The organism is Streptomyces sp. NPDC053542 (genome assembly GCF_044544685.1).
Taxonomy (GTDB): domain Bacteria; phylum Actinomycetota; class Actinomycetes; order Streptomycetales; family Streptomycetaceae; genus Streptomyces.
The window spans coordinates 179,914-194,981 of record NZ_JBITXL010000009.1; the positions used below are offsets into that span (position 1 = coordinate 179,914).

The following is a 15,068-nucleotide window of genomic DNA, read 5'->3' on the forward strand; positions in this document are numbered from 1 at the left end:
TCGCCGAAAAGGCGGTCAGGCAGCCGGCCGAATACCCGCGGGCGGCTGTGGACGGTCGCCAGTCCCGGCGGCGCCGGTCGATCCCTGAGGGACGTCCTGGCAAACAATGCCTCCACGTCACGCAAGAACCGCTGTCACCTGCGTCGACGCGGAATCCGGCACACCATCACCCTCGCAGCCCTCGCAGCCCTCGTCACCCGGCTCCGCACACGATCCGAGAAACAGTGCCTAGGTCGCGCGGAACCGGCCCGGCTCCACCTCCGTGACCAGCCCGCCACTCGTCAACCGGTCCAGGTGCTGCTCCGCCGTCCTTCGCTCCACGGGCCGCACCTGCGGCGATTCGACGTGGGGCCGGTAGACCAGCCGATGCTCGACGATCTCCTCGACGGTCCGTGGCTCGCTCAGGAACGCGAGGAGCGTTGCGTCGCGCTCGTCCACCACCCGGGCGAAGGCGTCGAGCCGGCGCCTGAACTCCGCCGCACCCTCGACCACGCCCTTGTGGTGGGACGTGCCGTACCAGCGTGCGTCGATCTCCCGGCAGCGGCGCATCGATGCCTCGAAGTCGACGAGGCTGCTGCCGAGGTCTCCGTAGTACGGGCCGAAGGACGTCAGGTCGATGTCCGCGAGGAACAGGAAGCCGTCGGGCTCGATCAGGAAGCCGCTGTGGCCCGCGGTGTGGCCGGGGAGGTGCACGACGGTCACGGTGCGCCCGCCGAGGTCGAAGACGGCGCCGTCGTCGAATCCCTGCGCGTCCGGGCGTCCGTGCACATGGAACTCGTCCCGCATGGTCTTGTCGAGAGCGTCGGTCATGTCGGGCGGGAAGCCGAATCCGGCGACCATCGCCTCGCGGGAACGCAGCGCTTGCAGGTCGCCCTGATGGATGTGCACCGGCACGTCGTAGCTGCCGAGGCCGGCGATGTGGTCCTCGTGGGCGTGGCTGACGAGGACCAGGTCCGCGGGCGGTGCGCCGTGGACGAGCGACAGCGACGGGTCGATGACCAGCGACGCGGCCGTGCCCTGTACGAGTAGCGAGTTGCCGTTCGGATAGGCGCCCCGTTCGGGGCCGATGAGCACGCGTACCTCACCGTATTCTGCCGTTGTATATCCCGTGGTTCTCATGTCCATGACTGTGCCACCTTCCGGTCGGTTATCCGGTCGAGCGCCCATATCGCTTGCGGGACAGGGGCGTTGAGGACGAGCGCGGGAGCGAACCGCGGCCGGCGAATTCAGACGGTGGAGAGCCCATTTGTGATCCAGAATGATCGGATGGTCACGCTTGAGACTCCCCGTTTGATCCTGCGTCGCTGGCGCGAGGAAGACGTTGCGCCCATGGCTGCCATCAATGCCGACCCCGAGGTCATGCGGTGGATCCGTGACGGCAGCGTCCGTGACGAACAGCAGACTCGCGGCGGGATCCAGGCATGGGAGAGCGAGTGGGAGTCACAGGGCTTCGGCTTGTTCGCCGTGGAGCTCCGGTCCACCGGCGAGCTGGCCGGGTTCACCGGCCTTTCGATGCCTCACTACTTGCCGGAGGTACTGCCGGCCGTTGAGGTCGGCTGGCGGCTGGGACGTCCTCACTGGGGGCAGGGCCTCGCCACCGAGGCCGCTGCCGCCGCTGTACGGTTCGGGTTCGAAGAGCGAGGGCTGGAGCGGATCGTCAGCATCACCCAAGTGGGCAACGACGCCTCCGAACGGATCATGACCAAACTGGGGATGCATCCGGTCCGTGAGACCGTGAATCCCATCGGCGGTCGGCGAGTCCGGGTGTTCGAGTTGTCGTCGGACCAGTACGTCACCACCACTCGTTGATGGCGGCAACGAGGACGGTGGCCTCATAGCGGCCCGCGAACGGGCATCACCATCGGCGTACCGGTCGAGGGAGAAGGCCGTGTCTACGGGGACCGCAGGCGAGCGTGGGCGAGCAGGGCAGGACCGAGGCGCGAACGAGGTTGGCGAGCAGTGCTTTGATCACAGCGCCGACCCGCCCCGCTGGAAGTGCCGGCACAGACAATCCGGGACCGGCGAGCAGGCCCACTTCGTCACACTGTCATCGTGCGGCGACGCTGGGTAGGCTGGGAATTCCGTCCCGAGGGTGGGAGTGGGGGCGAGTCAGTCAGGGGCCAGGATGGATGACCACACGCGGCAGCAGGTGCACAGCAGGGCAGGGCATGCGGAGGTCTTCCATGGCGATGAAGTTCTCGTTTCACGTGAAGTGATGCGACGGGCTTGTGAGTGCTGCGTCGGACTGCTCAAAACCTCCGTGGCGATCGCTGTTCTCGGGGAGGGCGGCAGAGCTCTGTGGGGTGCGGCCGCGTCGGACGGCGCGGGCTCGCTCCTGGACTCCGTCCGCGGTCCTCGCCCCACAGGGGCCATCGACTTCCCGCTGCAACTGGACGGCGACGCCGACGCGGTTCTGAGGGTCCTGCCTGCCGCCGGGCAGACACCGGCCGCACAACAGGCCGCCTGGCTGCGTCCCCTGGGCGATCTCATCGCCGTGCTGTTGAGGCAGGAACGGGAGTTGCGTCGCTGTCAGCGAACGGTCGCGCAGCTCACATGCGCCCTCGACAGTCGGGTACTCATCGAGCAGGCAAAGGGCGTGCTCGCTGATCGGTGGGGCGTCACTCCCGAACAGGCATTCCATAGCTTGCGCGCTTACGCCCGCTCCCACAACGCCAAGCTGCACACCGTGGCCGAGGACGTGGTACATCGCCAACTGCAGGTTGACCACGTCCGGCCCGGTGCTGTTGCGCTGTCCTCAACCGAGACTCCGACCTGCCAGTAACGGTTTCCCATCCGCTGCCGGTACCGACGGGGCAGTTCAGGGAGAGTCGTGGTCGCGCTCGAGGAGCAGGCGGCCGTCCAGGACCCGGTGCGCGACGTCGAGCAGGGGCTCCTCGTGGCGGTAGGCGTGGGCCCGCAGACGGGCCAGTGCGGTGTTGATGTTCATATGCTGCTGGGCGGAGAGGACCCCAGCGGCCTGGTGGACGGCCGGCGGGAAGCCGGGCGGACCAGGGGCAGGCGTGGCGGTGGCGCTGACCAGGTCGGGATAGGCGTCCAACATCAGTGCGGCCACGATGCGGGCATAGGCTTCCAGGCGCGCCAGCGCCGCCGGGCCCAAAGTGGTGGGAGCGGTGTGGTAAAGGTCGACGGCCCCGATTCGCGCCTGTCCGACGCTCAAAGGGACGGCGGTGACGGAGCGGATGCCCAGCGCCCCAGCCGTCTCGGCGAAGGCCGGCCAGCGTTCGGGGCGCTGGTGCAGATCGGGCACCTGGATCAGGGCGCCGCTGAGGTACGCCTCGGTGCATGGGCCCTCGCCGCTGACCAGCTGGGCGTCCTCCAGGCGGGCGCTGCGCTCGTCGGTGGCCAGAGCGATGGTTCTGATCCGGCCGGCGGTGATCACGACGATGCCGAGGCTGTCGGCGTCGAGGTCACCGGTGCAGGCAAGGCCGGCGGCGGTCAGGGACGCCCCCGGCACGCCCTGGCGGGCCGTCGCGGCGATGCGGGCCCAGGCTGCGCTCTGCTCTGCTGCGTCCACGTACGGCTCCTCATTGCCGGGCGCAAGGTGGTACTGCATGACACCTCATGCCCGCTGTGGTCAGCGTATCCCCGTCGCCACGGGGAACCGCAAGGAGGGAAGACAGGACTGGAAAATCGATTCCAGCCCACGAAACCGGGCGATGCTCTCCCCACGCCAGGGCTGCCAGAACCGCGGTCTCGCCCCTTCGCGTTCCTACCGGCGGGGCCTTGGTTCGCAAGCGTATGGGACACACCCTTGCGGGCGGCTTTGCGGGATTCTGGGCGCGCCGGTGTGCTCCGGGGCGCGGGGAATTGCTGAAGCCAGGCGTCGCTACAATTTTTGTCCCTGACCGATTCAGGTGCCGGGACGGAAAGGTAGCGTGCAAGGGAGCTCCATGGATGCTTACACCGGCAGTGAGAGGCGGGTGCCGGTATTCGAGCGGGTCCATGCGAGGAGGTGGCAGCACGGGTTCCGCTGGTGGGGACGCTCCGTGGCCCTCTGCGGCCATCTGCCATCCGTAGAATCGGGAAGTTGACATGACGCGTCCCTGCATCTTGCCGGGCGGCCTCCGTCGTCCCTTTGCCCCACAGGCACCTCCACACTGGCCGGCGGGGCGGCGTCCGCTGTCCGCCACTTTCCTGTACTCCCTGGTCAGGGGGTGCCGTGATGACTGACCACCCGCCTCCGGAGCCGGAGCGCGAGGAAGGCGTGGCGGCCGCGTTCAGTGAGCTCGCCGAGGCATTGGTGGGCGACTACGACGTCATCCACTACCTCCACACCCTCACCGACTTGTGCGTGCAGGTTCTGGAGGTCAGTGCGGCCGGGGTACTGCTGTCCGACGGCAACGGCCACAGTGTCGAGGCGGCCGCGTCCGACGAGCGCACCTACGCACTGGAACTGGCTTCCGTCGAATGGGACGAGGGCCCCTGCCGGGACTGCACCCGCGAAGGCACCGCGATCACCGAAACCTACCTGGACACCGCCGAGGCCCGCGCCCGCTGGCCTCAGTTCGCCGAGAGGGCGCTGGCGGTCGGCTTCACCTCCGTCGTCGCCGCCCCGCTACGCCTGGGCGGCCGGACCCTGGGCGCGCTGAACCTCTTCCGGGAGGCGGACGTTCCGCTGACGCCGGGCCGGCTGCGGCTGTCCCAGGCCCTGGCCGACAACGCCACCTTGGGCATCATCCAGCAGCGCACGGTGCACGAACAGCTGACCGTCAACGCCCAGCTCCAGCGAGCCTTGGACAGCCGTGCCCTGATCGAGCAGGCCAAGGGCTTCCTCGCACACCGCCACGACATCAGCCCCGACGCGGCCTTCGTCCTGCTGCGCGGCTACGCCCACCGCCACCGGACACGGCTCACCGAGCTCGCCCGTTCCGTGCTCGACGGGACCGCCGCGAGGGAACTGCGCGATCCTGGGCACAGGCCCGCGCGCTGACCAGAGTGCCGAGGATGCCCCGTACAACCACCAGAACAGGGGGTGGCGCCAGTGCCTTCTGAGGTGACCGGTGAGATGGCCGCCTGCCTGCACACCATCGCTGCCCGGACCGGGACCGCACGGCTGCCCCTGGTGCAGTGCGCCCACGCCCTGGGCCTGGACGGCCTGGCCTTGGTGCTGGCGCCCGGAGGCCGCAGCCCCGAGCTGTGGCAGAGCTCCGGTCCGCAGGCCGAGGCGATCGAAGACCTGCAAATGGTCCAGGGCCACGGACCCACCTGGGACACCGCTCGCACCGGTCGGCCGATCCTCATCCCCGACCTGGTCGAGGAGACCGACGAGCACTGGCCGGGCCTGGTCCCTGCCTTGCTCACCGCGGGCGTCGCTGCCCTGTTCACCCTGCCCCTGCGCACCGCCCCGCCGCTCGCCCTGGGCACCTTGGCCGGCTACCGCACCACCACCGGCCCCCTCACCCCCGCCCAGCTGACCGACGCCCGTCACCTCACCGGCGCCCTGGCCCGCCTCATCACCGAATCCACCCCTGTTCTCATCGCCGACGGCGTGCACTTCGCCGAGGTCCACCAGGCAGCCGGCATGCTCACCTCCCAGCTCGGCCTCCCTCCCAGCCATACGCTGCTCCTCCTGCGGGCCCACGCTTTCAGCCACGACATTTCCCTGCTCGAGGCTGCCCGCGACGTCCTCGCCCGCCGTCTGCGCCTGGACGACGATCCCGGCATCAACCGACGGTAACCACGGACTGCAGACGAAGTGCACCCTGGCGTTGTTCACGAGACGTGGCTCTGGCTCAACTTCTGTGGTGCCGCCTCGGCGCTCGATGCATCGGGACTTCGTCCCTGCAGCAAGCGCAGGTTGCCTGTCGGAAGTTGCCTGTCGCAAGTTGCCTGTGGCTTTGTTCGCGACAACCGGTTCTGTCTCTCGGGCGTCGTAGAGGGGCACGGCCCCCTACATCGGCACTCTGTTCAATGACCTGGGCCAGGCGGCCTCTTCCCGGTGTACGTGGTCGTACTGTGCCTGCCGAGCAGCTCGCCGCGCCAGGAGGGAGTGTAGGGCCGTGGCGCCGGACTCGTCGGATTTCCTCGCACCTTGAGTGATGGTGAGCCGGTGGCCGTCCGGGTGCGTAGGACTGGGTGGCAACAGTGCTCCCCAGGAGGTCGATGAATGTACCACCGACATGTGAACAAGCGCGCCGGCGCCATTGCGGGCGCCGCCGGGGCCGCCATTCTGGCAGCGGCGATCCTGCTGCCCGACGCCCACGCCGGTACGGAACCGCCTGCCGCTCCCCGGGCCCTCGGCGCCCCCTCGGCCACCCGGCTCGCGGAGTCGCTGACGGCGGAGCTTGGGGACCGGTCGGCCGGCTGGTATCTGGACGGCGCGACCGGCCACCTCGTCATGAACGTGCTGGCCGAGGAGGACGCCGAGCGCGTCGCGGCCAAGGGCGCCGTCCCCAGGGTCGTCCCCAACAGCATGCCCGCCCTCAAGGCGGGCGTGCAGACGCTGCGCGATTCGGCCTCCGTTCCCGGCACGGCCTGGTCGATCGATCCGCGGACGAACAGAATCGTGGTGCTCGCCGACCGGACGGTCACCGGGCGGAAGATGGCCGCCCTCACCAAGGCCACCAAGGAGATGGGCGGGCTGGCGACCGTCAAGCGATCTGCGGGCGAGTTGCGGCGGTTCGACGGCGGCGGGGAGACCACGGGCGGCGGCACAGGAGGCGGCGGGCAGCAGGGGGCCGGGCCGGTCGGCGGCGGCGCCATATTCGGCGGCAGCGCCCGCTGCTCCCTCGGCTTCAACGTCACCGTGCAGGGCATCCCGGCCTTCCTCACCGCCGGCCACTGCGGCAATGAATCCCCCACCTGGACCGCCGACCAGGCGGGCAGCCGGCCGCTGGGCACTGTCACGGACTCCCGGTTCCCCGAAAACGACTTCGCGCTGGTCACCTACGACGACCCCGGCACCCGGCCGCAGAGCGCGGTCGATCTCGGCAACGGCAGCACCCAGCCGATCACCAAGGCCGCCGAGGCCGCCGTAGGGATGACGGTGCAGCGGTCAGGCAGCACCACCGGCGTCCGCGACGGCACGGTCACCGGTCTCGACGCCACCGTGAACTACGGCAACGGGGACATCGTCGGTGGCCTGATCCAGACGGATGTGTGCGCCGAGCCCGGCGACAGCGGCGGCTCGATGTTCTCCGGCGACGCGGCCATCGGGCTGACCTCCGGTGGCAGCGGCGACTGCACCCAGGGCGGTGAGACCTTCTTCCAGCCGGTCACCAGGGCACTGGACGCCACGGGCGCGCAAATCGGCGCGGGAAGCTGACACCCCGGCACCTCGAGGGCCCGCACGGTACCGCTGGGGGCCCTCGCAGGCCCGTCCCTCGGAGCGCGCAATCCCCAAGTCCTCAGTGCGCGACGTGGGCGATCGGCTCATGCGCACCGCGTCGCAGCATGCGGACCCACATTCCGATGTGCGTCGAAAGGCAGGCAGCTGATTGAACGTCAACCCTGCCGTGCTCGAGCGGACTTCGATTTCCCGCTCGCCGCTTTCCTCGTCGCCGCCGTCCAGGTCCGGCGCTGTGAGCATTCGCGCGGCGTGCAGCTCGCGGGGGAGTCGGTGGTTACGCTCGCGCGGTGGCTGGGGCACTCGTCGCCGACCATCACGTGGGACCACTACGCGCACTTCATGCCGGAGGTCGGCAACAGGGGGCGGGGTGCCATCGGCGCTCTGTTCGGAGGGCCTGGTCGGTCCGGCGTGATTCCTCAGGTCAGAGGGGCGGATAGCCTGGGCAAATGCTTACAGAAGTCATTGCGACTCGATATGTGACACCCCTGCGGGAGGGTGGATCACTGCCGGGGATCGTCGAAGGGGACGATCTCGGTACTTATGTCATGAAGTTCACAGGGGCCGGGCAGGGGCGGAAGACGCTTGTCGCCGAGGTCGTGTGCGGGCAGTTGGGGCGGCGGCTCGGGCTGCGGGTGCCGGATCTGGTGCGGATGCAGCTGGATCCGGTGATCGGGCTGAGCGAGCCCGATCAGGAGGTGCAGGAGCTGCTGAAGGCGAGCGGTGGGCTGAACCTGGGCATGGATTACCTGCCCGGGTCGCTGGGATTTGATCCGCTGGCCTTCGAGGTGAGTGCCCGCGAGGCGGGGCGCGTGGTGTGGTTCGACGCGCTGATCAACAACGTCGACCGGTCCTGGCGGAATCCGAATCTGCTGGTGTGGCACGGGGAGCTGTGGCTGATCGACCACGGTGCGACGATGATCTGGCATCACAACTGGCCGGGCGCGGAGAAGGCGGCGCTGAAGCCGTACGACGCGTCCGATCACGTACTGGCGACGTTCGGGCCGGATGTGGCGGGGGCGGCGGAGGAGTTCGCGCCCAAGGTGACCGAGGAGCTGCTGACCGAGGTCGTCGCGGACGTGCCGGACGAGTGGCTGGTGGACGAGCCGGGGTTCGATTCGGCCGAGGAAGTACGGCGGGCCTACGTGAAGACGCTGCTGGCGCGGGCCGGAGTGATCAGCGACCACATCAGGATCGGTGAGCGCACGGAGGACAAGCCTTCGCAGGCGCCGGGCTGGCTGGCCGGCAAGCTTCCGCGGAGGGCAGTGAAGTGAGCGGACTGCACAACGGACGGGACGTCTTCGAGTACGCGCTGCTGCGGGTCGTGCCGCGGGTCGAGCGCGGCGAGATGATCAATGCGGGCGTGGTCGTCTACTGCCACGCGCGGCGCTTCGTGGAGGCGCGCACGCATCTGGACGAGGCGCGGCTGCGGGCCCTGGACCCTTCGGTGGACGTGGAGGGCGTACGGGCCGCGTTGAGTGCCGTCGAGGGGATCTGCCACGGCGGCGAGCGGGCCGGGCAGGCGGCGGGGGACGACGTCGGGCGGCGGTTCCGGTGGCTGATCGCGCCACGCAGCACGATTGTGCAGCCTGGGCCCGTGCATACGGGGCTGACGGCCGACCCCGCCAAGGAGGCGGAGCGGCTGCTGGATCTGTTGGTGCGGTGACGGTGGCTGAGTGCGTACGTACGTGCGTACGGGGAGCGCGGGCGGGTGCGGGGCTTTCCGTGGCCGTCCGCGCTCCTTTGATGCCGCAGGTGAAGCCCGACTGAGGCTCGACTGAGGCCCGAGTGGTGCCCGACTGAGGCTCGATGTCGCAGGTGAGGTGTGTAACGGGGTGCCGTGGGGCGTTGACACGGAGTGCCCCGGCTTCTAGCGTCAGCGTTGCTGAAGCGACTAAGCGGTTGCTCACCCGCCTTCCGGGAGCGGTGAGCCGCTTTCGAGGTGAGGAGAACCCCGCATGTCCACCACCGAGCAGCGCGTAGCCATCGTGACCGGCGCCGCCCGCGGCATCGGCGCCGCCACCGCCGTGCGCCTGGCCGCCGAGGGCCGCGCCGTCGCCGTACTCGACCTGGACGAGGCGGCCTGCAAGGACACCGTCGAGAAGATCACCGCGGCCGGCGGCAAGGCCATCGCGGTCGGCTGCGACGTCTCCGACGAGGCTCAGGTCGAAGCCGCCGTGGCGCGCGTCGCCGAGGAGCTCGGTGCGCCGACCATCCTGGTCAACAACGCGGGCGTGCTCCGCGACAACCTCCTCTTCAAGATGAGCGCGTCCGACTGGGACACGGTCATGAACGTGCACCTGCGCGGCGCGTTCCTGATGTCCCGCGCCTGCCAGAAGCACATGGTGGACGCCAAGTTCGGCCGGATCGTCAACCTCTCCTCCAGCTCCGCGCTCGGCAACCGCGGCCAGGTCAACTACTCGGCGGCCAAGGCCGGTCTGCAGGGCTTCACCAAGACCCTCGCCAAGGAGCTCGGCAAGTTCGGCATCACCGCCAACTCCGTCGCCCCCGGCTTCATCGTCACCGACATGACCGCGGCCACCGCCGAGCGCGTCGGCATGGGCTTCGAGGAGTTCCAGGCCGCGGCCGCCACCCAGATCCCCGTCCAGCGCGTCGGCAAGCCCGAGGACATCGCCAACGCCATCGCCTTCTTCACCGGCGACCAGGCCGGCTTCGTCTCCGGCCAGGTCATGTACGTGGCCGGCGGCCCGCTCAACTGACCCGGACCGAGCCGACAGGGCAGTCGCCGACGTAGTCGTAAGGGATCGGAACCCACACATGACTGAGCAGGACAACGCCAAGGTCGCCCTCATCACGGGCGCCAGCCGCGGCATCGGGTACGGCGTCGCCGAGGCCGTGCTCGCGCGCGGCCACCGCGCCGTGATCACCGGCCGCAACGAGGACGCCCTCAAGGAGGCCGTCGAGAAGCTCGGCGCCGACCGGGTGATCGGCGTGGCAGGCAAGGCGCACGACGAGGCCCACCAGGCCGCCGCCGTCGAGCAGGCCATGGAAGCCTTCGGCCGGGTCGACTACCTCGTCAACAACGCCGGTACGAACCCGGTGTTCGGGCCGATCGCCGAGCTGGACCTCGCGGTCGCCCGCAAGGTCTACGAGACCAACGTGATCTCCGCGCTCGGCTTCGCGCAGCAGACGTGGAAGGCGTGGCAGAAGGACAACGGCGGGGCGATCGTCAACATCGCGTCCATCGCGGGCGTCTCGGCCTCGCCGTTCATCGGCGCGTACGGCATGAGCAAGGCCGCGATGATCAACCTCACGCAGCAGCTCGCGCACGAGTTCGCGCCCGTCGTGCGGGTGAACTCGATCTCGCCCGCCGTGATCAAGACGAAGTTCGCGGCGGCGCTGTACGAGGACCGCGAGGCGGAGGCGGCGGCGCAGTACCCGATGGCGCGGCTCGGCGTGCCGCAGGACATCGGCGGCGCCGCGGCGTTCCTGCTGTCCGACGAGGCCGGCTGGATCACCGGCCAGAACCTCGTCATCGACGGCGGGCGGTTCCTGAACGCGGGCGTCTGAGAACCGGGCCGGCCGCCGGGACCCCGAGCGCAGCGGGGTCCCGGCGGCCGGCGTTGTCAGTGGTCGCCGGTAGGTTCTCCAGTGAGAGATGCGGAACCCACCCGGAGGTCGTTGACGTGATGCCCGACATGCTGCCCGAGTCCTGGCGCGGCGTACTCGGCGAGGAGCTGACCAAGCCCTATTTCCAGGAGCTGACGGCCTTCGTCGAGGAGGAGCGTGCCCGCGGGCCGGTCTACCCGCCGCGCGAGGAGGTCTTCGCCGCGCTGGACGCCACGCCGTACGACCGGGTGAAGGTGCTCGTCCTCGGCCAGGACCCGTACCACGGCGCGGGCCAGGGGCACGGCCTGTGCTTCTCGGTGCGCCCGGGCGTCAGGACCCCGCCGTCCCTGCGCAACATCTTCAAGGAGATGCACGACGAGCTCGGCACGCCGATCCCCGACAACGGCTATCTGATGCCCTGGGCCGAGCAGGGGGTGCTGCTGCTGAACGCGGTGCTGACCGTGCGGGCCGGCGAGGCCAACTCGCACAAGGGCAAGGGCTGGGAGAAGTTCACCGACGCGGTGATCAGGGCGGTGGCGAGCCGGCCGGACCCGGCGGTGTTCGTGCTGTGGGGGAATTACGCGAAGAAGAAGCTGCCGCTGATCGACGGGCAGCGGCATGTGGTCGTGCAGGGCGCGCATCCCTCGCCGCTCTCCGCGAAGAAGTTCTTCGGCTCGCGCCCCTTCACGCAGATAAACGACGCGGTCGCGGCCCAGGGCCACACGCCGATCGACTGGCGGATTCCGGACCTGGGGTAGGCCGGACCTCGGATGGAGCCAGGGGGGTACGGGGGAGGCCGGGTGTACGAGGGCGGTCGCGGTGGGTGCGGTTGGCTCGGGGCCGTACGGGGGGTTCGCCGTGCCGGGGGTGCGGGGCGCCGTTAGCGTCGGGGGAGCAGGTGGTGAGGCGGCTACGGACGCGGGAGAGCGCAGTGGCACAGAGACGGCACGGGGCGACGGCCGGGCACGGCGTCCTGACCAGGATCGGGCAGGCCGTCATGCTGCACCGCGGCGGCGACCGCGAGGAGGCCCGCCGGCGGATGACCGCCCTGTGGACGGAGCTCGGCCCGCGCGCCGACGCCTACCACCGCTGCACGCTCGCGCACTATCTGGCCGACACCCAGGACAGCCCTTTGGAGGAACTGCGCTGGGACCTGCGGGCGCTGAGTGCGGCTCAGGGCAGCCGGGGCCACGCGGACGCCGGCCGGACCGAGCTGCGGGCGCTGCTGCCCGCGCTCCATCTCGACCTCGCCGCCGACTACGCCCGGCTCGCCCGGCACTCCGAGGCCCGCTGGGAGCTGGGCCGCGCCCGTACGGCGCTGGACGCCCTGGAGGACGACCCGCACCGGCAGGGCATCCGGTACGACATCGAGCGCCTCCAGCGGCGGCTGGACCGCGCGGGCGGCCCCCGCTCCTAGCGGGCACCCGGCCCAGGCCCTGAAGGTCGACGCGGCAGGTCAGGCGCCCGTGTCGCCGTCCAGGCGTTCGCGCAGGAAGTCCGCGTGGCCGTTGTGGCGGGCGTACTCCTCGATCATGTGCAGGTAGATCCAGCGCAGCGTCAGTTCCTTGCCCGGCAGGCGGTCGGGCGCCGGCTCGTCCAGCGTGCGGCCCTCGGCGGCCTTGGTGGCCAGCTCCACCTCCGTCTGCCAGGTGGCCAGTGCTTCCGCCGCGGTGTCCTGCTCGCCGAAGTGCCAGTCGCGGTCCCAGTCCTCCTCGTCGCAGTAGATCCACGGGAGGTCCTCGCCGGTCATGATCCGCCGGAACCAGTGCCGCTCCACCTCCGCCATGTGGCGCAGCAGGCCGAGCAGGGTCAGCTCGGACGGCGGTACGGAGGGGGTGCGCAGCTCTTCTTCGGTGAGTCCCGCGCACTTCGTGGCCAGGGTCGCGCGGTGGTAGTCCAGCCAGCGCACCACCTGCGTGAGTTCATCGCCGGTGCCGGAGGGGATGGTGCGTGCTGGATCGGATGTTGTCATGCCGCCCAGCATGGCCGCTTGCCCGCGCGGCGACCCGGTTTTTCCCGGTTCGGTCCGCGCGGCCCGCAATTTTGCGCCAGCCTGCGGAGGGGGTGTGTGGGCGGGCGCGGTGGGCGGCCGGAGCGGTGCGGGAGTGTCGGCCGGGACCGGTTCAGGAGTGCCGGCCGGGACCGGTTCAGGAGTGCCGGCCGGGGGCGGCGCCCAGCATGCCGTTCAGCAGCTCGGAGCAGCCGGTCCGCAGCTCCGCGCGGCCGGGCGCCGCGGCCTGCAACTGGCCTGCCGTACTGGAGAACAGCACCCCTTCGCACCACGCCACGAGCGCGCGTGCGTGCCGCTGCGGATCGGCCGACCCGGCCGCCGCGAGCAGGCCGGCCAGCGCCTCGCGGAAGGCGCTGCCCGCCCGGTCGTAGACGGCCCGCAGTTCCGGCCGCCGGGTGGCCTCCAGCGCCAGTTCGTACCGGGCGATCAGCAGCTCGCGGTGGCGGGTCAGCGAGCGGTGCAGGGCGAGCGCGAGCAGATCGGCGAGCGCGTCCGGGGACGGCGTGCCGGGGGCCGGCTCGGCAGGGGCGAGCAGCGCGGCATCCCGTTCCGCCAGCCGGGCGACCGCCGTCTCCAGCAGCGCCGCGCGAGTGCGGGCCAGGTTCGACGTGGAGCCCTGCGGCAGCCCGGCCGTCTCGTCGACGGCACGGTGCGTCAGCCCGCGCATGCCGCGCTCGGCGAGCAGGGCGAGCGCGGTATCGGCGATCAGCTCCCGGCGGCGGGCAGCGGCGGGCCGGGAGGAGCGAGAGGAGTGGGAGGGGCGGGAGGAAGGGGCCGGGGTGCGGTCGTTCATGGAGGTGAGCCTATCCGCAGAAACTACGAGTGTAGTAGCTTGAGGAGTGTGGCCAACTACAGATGTAGTCAGAGCAGTCAGTACTGGGGGCAGGCATGAGCAGCGGCGATACCAGTGACCAGCCCACCGCCCTCGTCATCGGCGGCGGTATCGGCGGGCTCACCGCGGCCGTCGCGCTGCATCAGGCCGGCCGCCGGGTCACCGTCCTGGAGCGCGCCGCCGCGCTCGAACCCGTGGGCGCGGGCATCGCCCTGGCCCCCAACGCACAGCGCGCTCTCGACGCGATCGGCGCGGGGGACGCGGTACGGGCCATGGCCGCCTGGCAGTCCGAGGGGGCGCTGCGGCTCCCCGGGGGCCGTGTCCTGGCCCGTACGGACGAGCGCGCGGCGGTGCGGCGCTTCGGCGGCCCCGTCGTGGTGGCCCACCGCGCCGACCTGATCGGCCTGCTCGCCGCCCGGCTGCCGGCCGGTGCCGTCCGCACCGCGACCACCGCCACCGTGACCGACCCCGGCGACCCGGCCGACCCGGACCGCCCGGCCCGCGTACGCCTGACCGGCACGCGCCCCGAAGCCCCGAACCACCCCACCAACCCCACCACCGACCTGACCACTGACCTCGTCGTCACCGCCGACGGCATCCACTCCGCCGCCCGCCGCGCCCTCTTCCCCGGCCACCCCGGGCCCCGCTACACCGGCCTCACCACCTGGCGCTTCGTCGTGCCCGCGCCCGCCTGTGGCGTCGAGCCGCACGAGACGTGGGGGCCGGGGACGCTGTGGGGGAGCCAGCCGCTGCACGACGGGCGGGTGTACGCGTACGCGAGCGCCGTCGTGCCCGCCGGCGGCCGCGCGCCCGACGGCGAACGCGCCGAGCTGCTGCGCCGCTTCGGCGGCTGGCACCGCCCCGTTCCCGATCTGCTCGCCACCGTGGACCCCGCCGACGTGCTGCGCAACGACGTGTACGCGATGGACCGCCCGCTGCCCGCTCACCACCGCGGCCGGGTCGCGCTGCTCGGCGACGCCGTGCACCCGATGGCGCCCAACCTGGGCCAGGGCGGCGGCCAGGCCATCGAGGACGCCATCGTGCTCGGGCTGCTCGCGGGGCCGGATGCCGACCTGGCGGCGGCGCTCGCCGAGTACACCCGGGTACGGCTGCCCCGTACGGCCGAGGTGGTACGCCGCTCCGCTCGCGTCGCCCGCCTCACGACCTGGCGTTCGGCCCCCGCCCGCGCGCTGCGGGCCGCGCTGCTCGCCGGTACCGCCCGCCTCGCCCCCGACCTCGCGCTGGGCGCCCTGGACGGCATCGCCGACTGGTCCCCGCCCGGCAGCCGGTAACCCCGCGCGGCCACGTACACTCGCGCACTTCGGACCGGTACAGCTTCGTACCGGCAC

The 15,068-nt window shown here is 71.0% G+C and carries 16 protein-coding genes; 12 read left to right on the forward strand and 4 right to left on the reverse strand.

Translation table 11 applies throughout. The features are described 5' to 3' along the window. Positions 1 to 228 precede the first annotated feature (228 nt). Positions 229 to 1,125: an MBL fold metallo-hydrolase gene (locus tag ACIGXO_RS25260; protein WP_399791074.1), complete on the reverse strand. Its 897-nt coding sequence runs from the start codon at positions 1,123 to 1,125 to the stop codon at positions 229 to 231. A 141-nt stretch (positions 1,126 to 1,266) separates the two neighbouring features. Between ACIGXO_RS25260 and ACIGXO_RS25265 the strand changes: the two genes are divergently transcribed. Continuing rightward, positions 1,267 to 1,809, forward strand: coding sequence for a GNAT family N-acetyltransferase (locus ACIGXO_RS25265; RefSeq protein ID WP_399791565.1), 543 nt, complete (start codon positions 1,267 to 1,269; stop codon positions 1,807 to 1,809). 316 nt (positions 1,810 to 2,125) lie between these two features. Beyond that, on the forward strand, positions 2,126 to 2,782 hold the full coding sequence (locus ACIGXO_RS25270; protein ID WP_399791077.1) for an ANTAR domain-containing protein: 657 nt from the start codon (positions 2,126 to 2,128) through the stop codon (positions 2,780 to 2,782). 36 nt (positions 2,783 to 2,818) lie between these two features. On the opposite strand, the gene ACIGXO_RS25275 is transcribed toward ACIGXO_RS25270, so the two are convergent. Further along, a complete protein-coding gene (locus ACIGXO_RS25275; protein ID WP_399791080.1) occupies positions 2,819 to 3,574 on the reverse strand; it encodes a GAF and ANTAR domain-containing protein in 756 nt (251 codons plus the stop codon). A gap of 609 nt (positions 3,575 to 4,183) precedes the next feature. Between ACIGXO_RS25275 and ACIGXO_RS25280 the strand changes: the two genes are divergently transcribed. The 9 genes from ACIGXO_RS25280 to ACIGXO_RS25320 all read left to right on the forward strand — a co-directional run bounded on the left by ACIGXO_RS25280 (position 4,184) and on the right by ACIGXO_RS25320 (position 12,293). Then, complete coding sequence (locus tag ACIGXO_RS25280) at positions 4,184 to 4,951, forward strand: ANTAR domain-containing protein (protein WP_399791083.1); 768 nt, start codon at positions 4,184 to 4,186, stop codon at positions 4,949 to 4,951. 51 nt (positions 4,952 to 5,002) lie between these two features. Beyond that, the gene (locus tag ACIGXO_RS25285; RefSeq protein WP_399791086.1) at positions 5,003 to 5,698 is read left to right on the forward strand and encodes a GAF and ANTAR domain-containing protein; all 696 of its coding nucleotides are present in this window, start codon (positions 5,003 to 5,005) and stop codon (positions 5,696 to 5,698) included. 429 nt (positions 5,699 to 6,127) lie between these two features. Then, positions 6,128 to 7,285, forward strand: coding sequence for a S1 family peptidase (locus tag ACIGXO_RS25290; RefSeq protein WP_399791089.1), 1,158 nt, complete (start codon positions 6,128 to 6,130; stop codon positions 7,283 to 7,285). Between the two features lie 470 nt (positions 7,286 to 7,755). Then, on the forward strand, positions 7,756 to 8,580 hold the full coding sequence (locus ACIGXO_RS25295) for a HipA family kinase (RefSeq protein ID WP_399791092.1): 825 nt from the start codon (positions 7,756 to 7,758) through the stop codon (positions 8,578 to 8,580). Next, the gene (locus ACIGXO_RS25300) at positions 8,577 to 8,972 is read left to right on the forward strand and encodes a DUF3037 domain-containing protein (protein ID WP_351586939.1); all 396 of its coding nucleotides are present in this window, start codon (positions 8,577 to 8,579) and stop codon (positions 8,970 to 8,972) included. Before ACIGXO_RS25295 ends, ACIGXO_RS25300 begins: the two co-directional genes overlap by 4 nt. A 292-nt stretch (positions 8,973 to 9,264) precedes the next feature. After that, positions 9,265 to 10,026, forward strand: coding sequence for a 3-oxoacyl-ACP reductase FabG (gene fabG, locus ACIGXO_RS25305; protein ID WP_399791095.1), 762 nt, complete (start codon positions 9,265 to 9,267; stop codon positions 10,024 to 10,026). 58 nt (positions 10,027 to 10,084) lie between these two features. Beyond that, the gene (locus tag ACIGXO_RS25310; RefSeq protein ID WP_399791098.1) at positions 10,085 to 10,837 is read left to right on the forward strand and encodes an SDR family oxidoreductase; all 753 of its coding nucleotides are present in this window, start codon (positions 10,085 to 10,087) and stop codon (positions 10,835 to 10,837) included. Positions 10,838 to 10,956: 119 nt separating this feature from the next. Beyond that, the gene (locus ACIGXO_RS25315) at positions 10,957 to 11,634 is read left to right on the forward strand and encodes a uracil-DNA glycosylase (protein ID WP_399791102.1); all 678 of its coding nucleotides are present in this window, start codon (positions 10,957 to 10,959) and stop codon (positions 11,632 to 11,634) included. 173 nt (positions 11,635 to 11,807) lie between these two features. Beyond that, a complete protein-coding gene (locus tag ACIGXO_RS25320) occupies positions 11,808 to 12,293 on the forward strand; it encodes a hypothetical protein (protein ID WP_399791105.1) in 486 nt (161 codons plus the stop codon). Positions 12,294 to 12,332: 39 nt separating this feature from the next. On the opposite strand, the gene ACIGXO_RS25325 is transcribed toward ACIGXO_RS25320, so the two are convergent. Continuing rightward, complete coding sequence (locus ACIGXO_RS25325; protein ID WP_399791109.1) at positions 12,333 to 12,848, reverse strand: DinB family protein; 516 nt, start codon at positions 12,846 to 12,848, stop codon at positions 12,333 to 12,335. Positions 12,849 to 13,023: 175 nt separating this feature from the next. Next, entirely contained in the window at positions 13,024 to 13,680 is a 657-nt protein-coding gene (locus ACIGXO_RS25330; RefSeq protein ID WP_399791112.1) for a TetR/AcrR family transcriptional regulator, read from the reverse strand. 95 nt (positions 13,681 to 13,775) lie between these two features. On the opposite strand from ACIGXO_RS25330, the gene ACIGXO_RS25335 reads away from it, so the two are divergent. Further along, the gene (locus ACIGXO_RS25335; RefSeq protein ID WP_399791115.1) at positions 13,776 to 15,011 is read left to right on the forward strand and encodes an FAD-dependent monooxygenase; all 1,236 of its coding nucleotides are present in this window, start codon (positions 13,776 to 13,778) and stop codon (positions 15,009 to 15,011) included. The last annotated feature ends 57 nt before the right edge of the window (positions 15,012 to 15,068 follow it).